The sequence below is a fragment of the Kitasatospora sp. NPDC032150 genome (assembly GCF_055579945.1).
This window is the reverse complement of the sequence record NZ_JBVIMH010000008.1, coordinates 97,008-109,022: the sequence shown is the minus strand read 5'-3', so window position 1 is coordinate 109,022 and position 12,015 is coordinate 97,008. Positions and strand designations below refer to the sequence as shown.

Here is a 12,015-nt window from a genome sequence, read left to right as displayed (position 1 = left end):
CACGGGGCAGCGCACGGCCGGACGCCTAGTGTCCCAGTTCTGTGACAGATCGGGGCGATCAGCTCACAGCGGGTTCGTCCGACTCCTCGGCCGCTCCGGTGCCGGGCAGGGCGACCTCGATCCGGCAGCCCTCGGCCGTCTCGGCCACCTGGATCCGGCCACCGTGCAGGTCCACCGCCCAGCGGGCGATCGCCAGCCCCAGGCCGGTTCCGCCGTCGCTGCCCGGCCCCTGGGCGGTCGCGGTGCCGCTGCGGCCGAACCGCTCGAAGACGTGGCTGCGGTCCTGCACCGGGATGCCCGGACCCTGGTCCTCGACCTCCAGCAGCAGCGCCCCCGGCTGCTCCCCGGCCCTGGCCCGGACCGTCACGGCGCCCCCGGTGGGGGAGTGCTTGCAGGCGTTGTCCACCAGGTTGGCGACCACCTGGTGCAGCCGCTCGGTGTCGGCGACACCGGTCAGGTCGGCCGGGCTGACGTCCAGGCGCAGGGTCACGTCGTCGCGCCTGGCGTACGCACCGCCGGCGGTGGCTCCGTCCACGGTGACGCCGCGCAGCACGCCGTCCAGAAAGGGCCGCACCTCGAAGGGGCGGGCGTCCAGCGGCACCACGCCGTCGTCCAGCTTGGAGAGGTCCAGCAGGTGGGTGACCAGCCGACCGAGGCGTTCGGTCTGCTCCAGGGCGGCGCCCAGGGTCTTCGGATTGGGCTGGACGACCCCGTCCACCACGTTCTCCAGCACGGCGCGCAGCGCGGCGATCGGTGTGCGCAGCTCGTGCGAGACGTTGGCGACCAGCTCGCGGCGGTGCCGGTCGGCGGCCTCCAGGTCGGCGGCCATCCGGTTGAAGGTGGCGGCCAGCTCGCCGACCTCGTCCCGGGAGGAGACCTCCACCCGGGCGCTGTAGTCACCGCTCGCCATGGCCCGGGCGGCGGCGGTCATGGCGCGCAGCGGCGCGGTCAGCCCGTGCGCCAGGAACTGCATGAAGAGCAGCGAGGCGATCATCGAGAAGATCATGATGATCCGGATCTGGGTCTCCGACCGGATCGCGACCACCGCCATACCGGTGGCCAGGAAGACCGACACGCTCACCAGCAGGGCCAGCTTGCCCTTGATGGAGCGGACCGGGTCGAGCGGGCGGATGTCCGTCCAGATGCGGCTGGCGGCGCGCGCCACCAGACCACGGCGCGGCCGTGCGGCGGTGTCCGCCTCGTTGTGCCGCGCCTGGGTCGCCCCGTTGCGTTGCTGTGGAAAGGTCATGTCGTCCCTGCGTCGTCCCCCGACCTGCCGGACCTGGGCCCCCCGGTGGCCCAAGCGCCGGTTCGGCTAGGAGAGCGGTGCCTCCAGGGCGTACCCGACCCCGTGTACCGTGCGGATCCAGCTGGCGCCGATCTTGCGGCGCAGTGCCTTCACGTGGCTGTCGACGGTGCGGGTGCCGGAGGCGTCGGTCCAGTCCCAGACCTCGGCCAGCAGCTGCTCGCGGGTGAGCACGGCGCGCGGCTGGGCGGCCAGGCAGGCGAGCAGGTCGAACTCGGTCGGCGTCAGGTGGACGTCGCCGCTGCCCAGTCGCACCCGGCGCTGGACGTGGTCGATCTCCAGCTCGCCGAAGCGCAGGGAGCCGAGCGCGGGCGTCCTGGCCGCCTGCTGGGCCCGCTCCACGCGGCGCAGCAGCACGTTGACCCGGGCCGCCAGTTCCCGCATCGAGAACGGCTTGGTCATGTAGTCGTCCGCGCCGACGCCGAGGCCGACCAGCAGGTCCGTCTCGTCGTCCCGCGCGGTCAGCATCAGGACCGGCACCGGGCGCTGGGCCTGGATCCGGCGGCACACCTCAAGGCCGTCGAAGCCGGGCAGCATCACGTCGAGGACCACCAGGTCCGGCTGCCAGGTATGGAAGCCGTCCACCGCGCCGGGGCCGTCGTGGGCCACGGCGACCTTGAAGCCCTCGGCGCCGAGCCGGGCCGCGATCGACTCGGCGATCGTCGGCTCGTCCTCGACGACGAGCACCCGTCGCTGTGTGGTCACCGGACTGCCAGTGCCGGTGCTCTCCTGCTGAATTTCTGTCACGGTCACGCCACCGCCCCCAGGGCTGCGGGCCGACTGCCTGTGGGGACAGCGGGCTCCGCTCGTAGTCGTCTTGTTCCGTCATGGGCCGTGTTCGGGCCCGCGGTCCACCCGAAATGCCGTCCGCCGTCGGCACCGGAAGGAAAGGCCCGCAGGTGTGGGTCTGCGAGCCCTCCGCTCTCATCGCAGCGTACGGACACTGCGAGCATCCCGGCAGGTGAACCGGATACAACCGGCCTGTCGGCCGGGGCCGGAGACCTGCCCGGGATTGGGTACGGGGCGATACCTTACCCGGCAAAAATATCGACCGTAACGGTGCGTATGCCCTCGATCGGATGGCACACTTCATTGCGAAGTGACTACTTGTCCGTAAACAAAGGGCTGGTACGGACCAAGGTGGGGAGGGTGTCCGGCCCGGTTTGACGCGATCTTCACAGGTCCCTCCCAGCAGGCTCTCAGGAGCTCGACGTAACGTGGGCACGACAATGCCACTCGGCCCACACGACCTGGAGCGGAGGCGGGATGCCGGAGCCGCTGGGCGGTGCCGCAGGCGGCCCGGCCGGTGGGCCGTTGGCCGCCGCGGGGGCGCGGGCGTGCTGTCGGGTGCGGGCGGGGAGCTGGCGTGGCAGGTGAGCGGCGGTTCGGACGGCCGGCGGTCAGCGACCTGCCGGCCCTGGTGCGATGGCTGGTGCCCACCCCCCGGCGCAATCCCTTCGCGTTCGGCTACCTGCTGGTGCTGCTCGGCATCGCCCTCTTCTCCCATGTCGCCGATCCGGCCCTGGTGTACCGGCTCCAGGCGTTCTCCAGCACCGACGGGCACAACCTGCTGCACCGGACGGTGCTGCCCCTCTTCCTCAGCGCACTGTGGGTGGCCGGACCGGTCTGGATGCCGTACCTATGGGCCTTCGCCGTCACCGTGGCGCCGCTGGAACGGCGGGTCGGCGGGTGGCGGGCGGCGGGCGTCTTCGCCGCCGGGCACATCCTGGCCACCCTGCTTTCGCAGCTGGTCGTCGCGGTCGCCGTGGCCTTGGGCCGGCTCGGCTCCGACGCGCTGGACAGCCTCGACATCGGCGTCAGCTACGGCGTGCTGGCCAGTCTCGGCGCGCTCGCCGGACTGCTCCGGACGCCCTGGCGGCTCGCGGCGCTGACCGGGGCGGCCGCCGTGATCGGGCACGGCATCCTCGCCGACCAGGACCTGGTCACCGGCGTCGGCCATCCGGCGGCCCTGCTGGTCGGTGTCTCGCTCTGGCGATGGCTGCGGCGCGGCGGCCCGCGCAGCGAAGCGTTCCAGGGGCGCGAGGAGCTGTGCGAGCAACCCGCGGTGGCGCGGGCGTAGGTCCCCGGTCGGGCGGGTGCGTGGCCGGCCTGGCCGGCCGGGCGGCGCCGTGGCGGTGCGACGAGCCGCGACCGGGGCCGTGTGCCGTCGCGGGGTGGCCGTTTCCTCTGTGTTCTGAGCGGTGCGGCTCGGTGCGTCCCGCTGTGAGGGCTTCCGCGCAGTCGAGTCGTTCGCTCAGGGCGAACGTGGTGCCGGGAACATCCCGGTGCCGCCAATCCTTAGTCAGGTCAACTCAAGTTCGCTGACTGGGGAGAGATCATGGCATCCACGTCCGCTTCGCTCACCCTGCCCGTACTGCCGCTCGACGACGAAGTGGTGCTGCCGGGCATGGTGGTCCCGCTGGACCTGTCCGCCACCGAGGTGCGCGCCGCCGTGGAGGCGGCCAGGGCGGGTGCGGCGGGCGGTGCGAAGCCGCAGGTCCTGCTGGTGCCCAGGCTGGACGGCTCGTACGCGGCGGTCGGCACCCTGGCCACCGTCGAGCAGGTCGGCCGGCTCGCCGACGGCGACCCGGCAGCCCTGGTCCGCGCCGTCCGCCGGGTACGGATCGGTGCCGGTACGACCGGCCCGGGTGCCGCGCTCTGGGTGGAGACCAGCCCGTTCCGCGAGTCCGACCCGGGGCTGCCGGTGGCCGGCCGGGCCGCCGAGCTGCTCAAGGAGTACAAGTCGCTCTCCACGAAGTGGCTGCGCAAGCGCGGGGCCTGGCAGATCGTCGACCGGGTGGCCCAGACGGAGGACGTGGGCGAGCTCGCCGACAACATCGGGTACGCGCCCTTCGCCACCGCCGAGCAGAAGCTCAAGGTGCTGCTGGAGGCGGACCAGCTGGCCCGGCTGGAGTACGCGCTGACGCTGCTGCGCGACCACCTCGCCGAGGAGGAGGTCAACGACACCATCCGCAAGGACGTCGAGGAGGGCGTGGCCAAGCAGCAGAAGGAGTTCCTGCTCCGCCGGCAGCTGGAGGCGGTCCGCAAGGAGCTGGCCGAGCTGAACGGGGAGGCGGTCGACGAGGAGGGCGACTACCGGGCCCGGGTGGAGGCCGCCGACCTTCCCGAGAAGGTCCGCGAGGCCGCCCTCAAGGAGGTGGACAAGCTGGAGCGCGCCAGCGACCAGTCACCCGAGGGCTCCTGGATCCGCACCTGGCTGGACACCGTCCTCGAACTTCCCTGGAACGAGCGCAGCGAGGACTCCTACGACATCGCGGGCGCCCGTGCGGTGCTGGACGCCGACCACGCGGGCCTGGCCGACGTGAAGGACCGGATCGTCGAGTACCTGGCCGTGCGCAAGCGCCGGGCCGACCACGGGCTCGGCCTGGTCGGCGGCCGCCGTGGGGGTGCGGTGCTGGCGCTGGTCGGCCCGCCCGGGGTGGGAAAGACCTCGCTCGGTGAGTCGGTCGCCCGTGCGATGGGCCGGAAGTTCGTCCGGGTGGCACTCGGCGGCGTCCGGGACGAGGCGGAGATCCGAGGCCACCGGCGAACCTACGTGGGCGCACTCCCCGGCCGTATCGTGCGCGCCATCAAGGAGGCCGGGGCGATGAACCCGGTGGTCCTGCTGGACGAGATCGACAAGGTCGGCTCGGACTACCGGGGCGACCCGGCGGCCGCGCTGCTCGAAGTCCTCGACCCGGCGCAGAACCACACCTTCCGCGACCACTACCTGGAGGTGGAGCTGGACCTCTCCGACGTGGTCTTCCTGGCCACCGCCAACGTGCTGGAGGCCATCCCCGAGCCGCTACTGGACCGGATGGAGCTGGTCCGCCTGGACGGCTACACCGAGGACGAGAAGGTCGTCATCGCCCGCGACCACCTGCTGCCCCGGCAGCTGGAGAAGGCCGGGCTGACCGGTGAGGAGGTCTCGGTGGGCGAGGCCGCCCTGCGCCGGCTGGCCGGCGAGTACACCCGGGAGGCCGGCGTACGGAACCTGGAGCGCGCGATCGCCCGCATCCTGCGGAAGGTCGCCGCGCAGAGCGAGCTGGGCGAGCGCGAGCTGCCCGCCGCCATCGGCGCTGACGACCTGCGGGCGCTGATCGGGCGGCCGCACCACATCCCCGAGTCCGCCCAGGAGCCCGCCGAGCGGCGTACCGCCGTCCCCGGCGTGGCCACCGGCCTCGCGGTGACGGGCGCAGGCGGCGACGTCCTCTACATCGAGGCGTCACTGGCCGACGCCGAGACGGGCGGCACCGGCCTCACCCTGACCGGCCAGCTGGGCGACGTGATGAAGGAGTCCGCGCACATCGCACTCTCCTTCCTGCGCTCGCGCGGCGCCGAGCTGGAGCTGCCGGTCACCGACCTGCGCGACCGGGGCGTCCACCTGCACATCCCGGCCGGAGCCATCCCCAAGGACGGGCCCAGTGCGGGGATCACCATGACCACCGCACTGGCCTCGCTGCTCTCCGGCCGCAAGGTCCGGACGGACGTGGCGATGACGGGCGAGGTCTCGCTGACCGGCCGTGTGCTGCCGATCGGCGGGGTGAAGCAGAAGCTGCTCGCCGCCGACCGGGCCGGTATCACCACGGTGATCATCCCCAGGCGCAACGAGCCCGATCTGGACGACGTCCCGGCCGAGGTGCTGGACCGCCTCACCGTCCACCCGGTGGGCGACGTCCGCGAGGTGCTCAAGCTGGCCCTGGAGCCGGCGGAGGTCCTGGTCGCCGCGGCGTGAGGGCGAAACATGCTGACTGCCTGTCCGCTCCGGGCGTCCGCAGGGCGAGTCGACTCCGTACCCCTATTACTGTGCCGAGACGGACCCGGAGACCGGGGTGTTGCGGATCGCGCCCGGCTGCTGGTTAGCGGGCCCGTCCGGCGGGCGCAAGGGCAACCAGGCGGTAATGCCCCGGGCGGGTCTGCGGGGTACCGGCACGAAACCACAGCGTGCGACACTGCCGAAATGCCGTCACCTACTCAGCGGGCCCTGGCCCTGGTTCCGGCCCGGCTGCGCCCCTTCCTGGTGCGGCACCGCGAGCTGGTGAAGTTCCTGGTGGTGGGCGGCACCTGCTTCCTGCTCACCATGGCCGTCAACTTCGCGCTGAAGCTCACGGTGCTGCATGCCAAGCCGGTGGCCGCGCTCACCGTCGCGACCGTGATCGCGACCGTCGTCTCCTACGTCCTCAACCGGCAGTGGTCCTTCCGGACCAACGGCCGGCAGCGCGAGGCCCTGCTCTTCTTCGTGGTCAGCGGGGTGGCGATCCTGGTGAACGACGCCCCGCTGGCCGTCTCCCGCTATGTGCTGGACCTGCGCGAACCGGACGTCAGCGCCTTCACCCAGGAGGTGGCCGACTTCGTCAGTGGAATGATCCTCGGCACGCTGCTGGCGATGGCCTTCCGGTACTGGGCGATGAAGCGCTGGGTGTTCCTGCCCGAGTCGCCGCCGGCCGCCGGGGAACGGCGCAGGCCGCAGCAGAAGCACGAGCGCGTCTGAGGCCCCCTCCCCCGGCGCGGTGTGCAGGGGGAGGGGGCCTCAGACCCGTTGGACCTACGGCCCGTCAGTTGGCCAGTTCGCGGCCGCCACGGGGACCGCGGAGCACCGCGAGCATCGTGACGGCGATGCCGAGCACGGCCCAGGCGGCGAGCACCAGCAGCGGAGCGGCGATGTTGGTGCTGTCGAAGTAGGCGATCGAACGGGTCGCGTCCGTGCCCGCGCCGTTGGGGATCCAGGAGCCGATGGCCCGCCAGAACGGGGGCAGCAGCGGCGGAGCGTAGACGCCGCCCGCGCTCGGGTTGCCGAGCACCACGAAGATCAGTACTGCCAGGCCGATGCCGATGACGTCGAACAGCGACTGCAGGGCCATGGTGATCGCCCCGGTCGCGAAGACCACCAGGCTGCCGAGGCCGATCAGCTCCGCGCTGGAGCCCGGCAGGGCGCCCAGGACCGAGCCGACGAGGATCGTGCCACCGATCCCGGCCGCGACCGAGTAGAGCGCGAGGGCGCCGAGGCGGATCAGCGCCCGGTGGCGGTTGGCGGGCCGGGCGCCCGCGCTGATGCCGAGGATCGAGGCGACCAGGTAGCCGCCGACGCACCAGCCGACGACCAGGTAGAAGGAGGAGAGTCCCCGGCCGTCGCCCGCCGCCAGCGGGGCCACGTCCTGGACCTTCACGGTACGGTTCTGGGTCTTCTCCAGGCCGGTGACGATCTGCTCGGCAGCGGTGGCGACGGACGCGCTGCGGGCACTGGCGACCAGCAGGGTGTCCTCGGTGCCCTTCGGGTTGAACACCAGGGCCGCGTAGATCTTCTGGTCCTTGAGCAGGTCGGTCGCCGCCTGCGGACTATCCACCGTGCCCGCCTTGACCGCGTCGTCCGGTACCGACTCGAGACCGGCGACCAGCTTGGGGCCGACCTGCGGCGGCGCGACGACGGAGATCGACAGCTGGTGCGGGGTCGGGTGGTGCAGGGCACCGACGTACGAGGTGATGAAGCCGAGCTGGAGCAGCAGTACGGCGATCACCATGAGCGCGGCGCGGGGCTTCACCGCGTCCTTCAGTTCTGTGAGGAACCCTTGGTCCGGGCCGGCCATCGACTCTCTCCCCTTACTGATCGAGAACGCGGTCAAAACGGATACTTCATGAGGATGATACTTCATGTCGTGAAGCAGTTCTCTGGCCGGGGGGATCTCGGGCGGTCTGCGGGATACTGGTCGCCATGAGTGACGAGGCGGCCGCCGAAGAGGCGTTCCAGGCGGTCGAGCGCGAGGTCGCGCTGCTGTTCCGGCGCGGTCGGGCCCGCGCGGCGGACATGTCCCGGCTGGTGCATCCGCAGCTGGAGGGCGTCGCCTACAGCATGATGGCCTTCATCGAGGCCGCCGGGCGGGTGCGGATGACCGACATCGGCGTGCACTTCGGGGTGGGCAAGGCCACCATCAGTCGCCAGGTCAAGGTGCTCGAGGCGCTTGGCCTGGTCGCGCGCGAGGTCGATCCGCTGGACCGGCGGTCCTCGCTGGTCTCGCTCACCGAGGACGGTTCCGAGCGCTTCCTGCGGGCCAAGGGGCGGCGGATGGCCGAGTTCCGGGCGATGCTGGGGACCTGGGAGACGGCCGACGTGCGGCAGTTCGGCGAGCTGTTGCAGCGCTTCAACGCCCTGACCGCCGAGCCGCTCGAAACCTGAGGCTCCGGCTCCGTTCGCATCCGGCCCGCCGTGATCGGCGGGCTTTGCTTTGCCCCAAAGAAGGTTGCCAAATTCAACCATCTCGGATTATGGTTGCCTAAGGCAACGAATATCAGTGGAGGATCCCGATGAGCGCTTCCCCGACCGAATCCATGAACCATCGTCAAGTCCTGGAAGCCCTGTCGGGTCTGCTCCTCGGTCTGTTCGTCGCGGTCCTCTCCTCGACCGTGGTGTCGAACGCCCTGCCCCGGATCCTCAACGACCTGCACGGCGGCCAGGCGGCGTACACCTGGGTGATCACCGCCGCGCTGCTCTCGCTCACCGCCTCCACCCCGATCTGGGGCAAGCTCTCCGACCTGGTGAGCAAGAAGCTGCTGGTCCAGGTCGCGCTGGTGATCTACATCGTGTCGTCCGCCCTGGCCGGCCTCTCCCAGAACACCGGCGAGCTGGTCGCCTGCCGGGTCCTGCAGGGCATCGGAGCGGGCGGTGTCACGGCACTCGGCCAGATCTGCCTGGCCGCGATGGTTCCGCCGCGTGAGCGCGGCCGCTACAGCGGCTACTTCGGCGCCGTCTTCGCGTTGGCCACCATCGGCGGCCCGCTGATCGGCGGTGTCATCGTGGACACCAGCTGGCTCGGCTGGCGCTGGTGCTTCTACGTCGGCATCCCGTTCTCGCTGATCGCCATCCTGGTGCTGCAGCGGACGCTGAAGCTGCCGGTCGCCAAGCGCAAGGTGAAGATCGACTACCTGGGCTCGCTGCTGATCGCCGGCGCCGTCAGCCTGCTGATGATCTGGATCAGCCTGGCCGGCCAGAACTACGCCTGGATCTCCTGGCAGACCGCCGTCATGGTGCCGGGCGGCCTGGCGCTGGCCGCGCTCTTCGTCCTGGTCGAGAGCCGGGCTGCCGAGCCGATCATCCCGCTCGGCCTGTTCCGCTACCGGACCGTCTCGCTGGCGGCGATCGCCAGCGCCCTGGTCGGAATCGGGATGTACGGCGCCACCACCTTCCTGAGCCAGTACTTCCAGCTGGCCCGGGAGAAGTCGCCGACCGCGGCCGGGATCATGACCCTGCCGATGATCCTCGGCCTGGCCGTCTCCTCCACCGTGGCCGGGCGGCTGATCACCAGGTACGGCAAGTGGAAGGCGTACTTGGTCTCCGGGACCTTCCTGCTCGCGGCCGGCTTCGGGCTGCTGGGCACCATCCGGGACAACACCGCCTACCCGATGCTCGCCCTCTTCATGGCGCTGACCGGGGTCGGCCTCGGTCTGACCATGCAGAACCTGGTCCTGGCGGTGCAGAACACCGTCCCGCGCCAGGAGCTCGGCGCGGCCAGCTCGGCGGTCACCTTCTTCCGGACCATGGGCGGTGCGATGGGTGTCACCGCGCTCGGCGCCCTGCTCTCCAACCGGGTCACCCACTACCTGACCGAGAACCTGATCGCCGCGCACATCAACCCCGCGGCCGCGGCCGGCGGCGGGGAGATCCCCGATCTGCACAAGCTGCCCAAGCCGGTGGTGCCGCTGGTCACCGACGCCTTCGGGCACGGGGTGGCGGAGGCCTTCCTGGTGGCCGCGCCGTTCGCGCTGGTGGCCTTCCTGGTGGTGCTGCTGATCCGCGAGGTGCCGCTGCGGACCCGCCAGGAGGAGGCGCCCGCGCGCCGGGCGGACCTGCAACTCGTCGAGGACTGAGAACCGGAGCCGGGCATAGGGACGGCCCGGGGCGCCACGGACAGCGCCCCGGGCCGTTCCTATGCCCGGACTGAGAAGCCGCCGGGCTTCGGGGGTGTGCGGGCGGGCCTGAGCCGCTGAGGCGGGGGCAGGTAGTGGCCGGCGCACGCCGGGCGTGGGGCTGCGTGAGCGCGCTCTGAGGGCCATGGCGGGACTGGCGCGCCGGGCGGTCCTGTCCGGTGCGGGGGCCGTGTGGGCACCCCTTCTGCGGGACGGCGCCCGGGCGGCCCGACAGCACTCAGGTGCGGCTTGCGCTTCCGGCTCAGTGCGGCGTGGCTGCCGTCCCGTCCGCCTCGGCGCGGCTGTCGCGGCTCAGCCGGCGATGAGGCTGAGGCCGTAGAGGACGGCGCCCGCGCAGGCGGTGAAGCAGACCGAGGCGAGTGCCAGGCTGCCCTTGCCCGCGGTGGCGCCGCCGGTGCCGGCGGTCTCCAGGGCCGCCTCGCGGCGGCAGAGGGCGAGGACGCCGACCGAGAAGACCGTGACCACGGCGACGGTGATGGCGAAGCTGACGCCCGCGGTCTGGGCCAGGGCGGCCCACTTGATGCTGACGCTCATGAGTGACTGCCTTCCGGTCTCAGGCCGCGACGGTGGTCGAGGCGGCTGTCGGGGTGGTGACGGGGCCGGCGGGGGTGACCTCGACGGTCTCGGTGGCACCGACCGGGGTCACGTCGTTGACGTTGCCCGCGTGCACCGGCTGGCGGCGGGAGATGAGGTACATCGAGCCGGAGCCGAGCACCAGGGCCGCGCCGATCAGGACGATGCCCCAGGTGCCCTGGTCCACGACCACGGCCGCGAGGCCGGAGACGACGGCGGCGGCGGGCAGGGTCAGGCCCCAGGTATAGACCATGCGGCGGGCCATCGCCCAGTTCAGCCGGGGGTTGCGGCCGCCGAGACCGGCGCCCATGATGCCGCCGGAGCAGACCTGGGTGGTGGACAGGCCGTAGCCCATGGCGGACGAGGTCAGGATGACCGTGGCGGCGGCGCTCTCGGAGGACAGGCCCTGCGGCGGACGGATGTCGGCCAGGCCCGAGCCCATGCTGCGGATGATCCGCCAGCCACCCATGTAGGTGCCGAGCGCGATCGCCGCACCGGCGCAGGCGATCACCCAGACCGGCGGCGTCGCACCCTTGTGCAGGGCGCCGGCGGAGACCAGGGTCAGGGTGATGATGCCCATGGTCTTCTGGGCGTCGTTGGTGCCGTGGGCGAGCGAGATCAGCGAGGCCGAGAACATCTGGCCCTTGCGGAAGCCCTTGTCGCTGGTCTTCTCGTCAGTGCCCCGGGTCAGCAGGTACGCCAGCCTGGTGGCGCCCCAGGCGGCCAGGCCGGCCACGATCGGGGAGGCGACGGCCGGGATGACGATCTTGGACAGCACGGTCGCGAAGTTCACGCCGTTGATGCCGGCGCCGACCACGGTGGCACCGATCAGACCGCCGTACAGCGCGTGGGAGGAGCTGGAGGGCAGGCCCTTCAGCCAGGTCAGCAGGTTCCAGAGGATTGCGCCCACCAGCGCCGCGAAGATGATCGACGGCTGGAGGCCCGTCTTCTCGTTGACGATGCCGCCGGAGATGGTGGTGGCGACCTTCACGGAGAGGAACGCACCGGCGAAGTTGAGGACGGCCGCGATGGCGACGGCGACCTTGGGCTTGAGTGCTCCCGTGGCGATGGACGTGGCCATCGCGTTGGCAGTGTCGTGGAAGCCGTTGGTGAAGTCGAAGGCGAGCGCCGTGATGATCACAACGGCCACCAGGAACGTGATGTGTTCCATACCCAAACAATCGTCGTAGGAGTCGACCTGACAGAGCTGTCACCGG

General features: G+C 71.5%; 10 protein-coding genes. 5 read left to right on the top strand and 5 right to left on the bottom strand.

What is annotated here, in order from left to right:
- Positions 1-58: 58 nt before the first annotated feature.
- The gene (locus ACZ5ON_RS12325) at positions 59-1,249 is read right to left on the bottom strand and encodes a sensor histidine kinase (RefSeq protein WP_465589692.1); all 1,191 of its coding nucleotides are present in this window, start codon (positions 1,247-1,249) and stop codon (positions 59-61) included.
- 66 nt (positions 1,250-1,315) lie between these two features.
- A complete protein-coding gene (locus ACZ5ON_RS12320; protein ID WP_280695361.1) occupies positions 1,316-2,053 on the bottom strand; it encodes a response regulator transcription factor in 738 nt (245 codons plus the stop codon).
- Positions 2,054-2,672: 619 nt separating this feature from the next.
- Here ACZ5ON_RS12320 and ACZ5ON_RS12315 point away from each other — a divergent pair.
- The 3 genes from ACZ5ON_RS12315 to ACZ5ON_RS12305 all read left to right on the top strand — a co-directional run bounded on the left by ACZ5ON_RS12315 (position 2,673) and on the right by ACZ5ON_RS12305 (position 6,797).
- Positions 2,673-3,386, top strand: coding sequence for a rhomboid-like protein (locus ACZ5ON_RS12315; protein WP_465589687.1), 714 nt, complete (start codon positions 2,673-2,675; stop codon positions 3,384-3,386).
- 258 nt (positions 3,387-3,644) lie between these two features.
- Positions 3,645-6,041: an endopeptidase La gene (gene lon, locus ACZ5ON_RS12310; RefSeq protein ID WP_465589684.1), complete on the top strand. Its 2,397-nt coding sequence runs from the start codon at positions 3,645-3,647 to the stop codon at positions 6,039-6,041.
- A 225-nt stretch (positions 6,042-6,266) separates the two neighbouring features.
- Positions 6,267-6,797: a GtrA family protein gene (locus tag ACZ5ON_RS12305; protein ID WP_465589681.1), complete on the top strand. Its 531-nt coding sequence runs from the start codon at positions 6,267-6,269 to the stop codon at positions 6,795-6,797.
- A 64-nt stretch (positions 6,798-6,861) separates the two neighbouring features.
- Here the strand turns inward: ACZ5ON_RS12305 and ACZ5ON_RS12300 are convergent, their stop codons facing one another.
- A complete protein-coding gene (locus tag ACZ5ON_RS12300; RefSeq protein WP_465589678.1) occupies positions 6,862-7,890 on the bottom strand; it encodes a DUF3533 domain-containing protein in 1,029 nt (342 codons plus the stop codon).
- A gap of 125 nt (positions 7,891-8,015) precedes the next feature.
- Between ACZ5ON_RS12300 and ACZ5ON_RS12295 the strand changes: the two genes are divergently transcribed.
- Both ACZ5ON_RS12295 and ACZ5ON_RS12290 read left to right on the top strand, forming a co-directional pair.
- Positions 8,016-8,477: a MarR family winged helix-turn-helix transcriptional regulator gene (locus ACZ5ON_RS12295; protein WP_465589675.1), complete on the top strand. Its 462-nt coding sequence runs from the start codon at positions 8,016-8,018 to the stop codon at positions 8,475-8,477.
- A 152-nt stretch (positions 8,478-8,629) separates the two neighbouring features.
- Complete coding sequence (locus tag ACZ5ON_RS12290; protein WP_465589672.1) at positions 8,630-10,165, top strand: MDR family MFS transporter; 1,536 nt, start codon at positions 8,630-8,632, stop codon at positions 10,163-10,165.
- 351 nt (positions 10,166-10,516) lie between these two features.
- Here ACZ5ON_RS12290 and ACZ5ON_RS12285 read toward each other — a convergent pair whose 3' ends face one another.
- Positions 10,517-10,759: a hypothetical protein gene (locus tag ACZ5ON_RS12285; protein WP_465589669.1), complete on the bottom strand. Its 243-nt coding sequence runs from the start codon at positions 10,757-10,759 to the stop codon at positions 10,517-10,519.
- A 19-nt stretch (positions 10,760-10,778) separates the two neighbouring features.
- Positions 10,779-11,969: an inorganic phosphate transporter gene (locus tag ACZ5ON_RS12280; RefSeq protein WP_465589666.1), complete on the bottom strand. Its 1,191-nt coding sequence runs from the start codon at positions 11,967-11,969 to the stop codon at positions 10,779-10,781.
- Between the last annotated feature and the right edge of the window lie 46 nt (positions 11,970-12,015).

Coding starts and splice junctions, on each gene's coding strand:
- ACZ5ON_RS12325 (WP_465589692.1), bottom strand. CDS start 1,249: ATGACCTTTCCACAGCAACGCAACGGGGCGACCCAGGCGCGGCACAAC.
- lon (WP_465589684.1), top strand. CDS start 3,645: ATGGCATCCACGTCCGCTTCGCTCACCCTGCCCGTACTGCCGCTCGAC.
- ACZ5ON_RS12305 (WP_465589681.1), top strand. CDS start 6,267: ATGCCGTCACCTACTCAGCGGGCCCTGGCCCTGGTTCCGGCCCGGCTG.
- ACZ5ON_RS12300 (WP_465589678.1), bottom strand. CDS start 7,890: ATGGCCGGCCCGGACCAAGGGTTCCTCACAGAACTGAAGGACGCGGTG.
- ACZ5ON_RS12295 (WP_465589675.1), top strand. CDS start 8,016: ATGAGTGACGAGGCGGCCGCCGAAGAGGCGTTCCAGGCGGTCGAGCGC.
- ACZ5ON_RS12290 (WP_465589672.1), top strand. CDS start 8,630: ATGAACCATCGTCAAGTCCTGGAAGCCCTGTCGGGTCTGCTCCTCGGT.
- ACZ5ON_RS12285 (WP_465589669.1), bottom strand. CDS start 10,759: ATGAGCGTCAGCATCAAGTGGGCCGCCCTGGCCCAGACCGCGGGCGTC.
- ACZ5ON_RS12280 (WP_465589666.1), bottom strand. CDS start 11,969: ATGGAACACATCACGTTCCTGGTGGCCGTTGTGATCATCACGGCGCTC.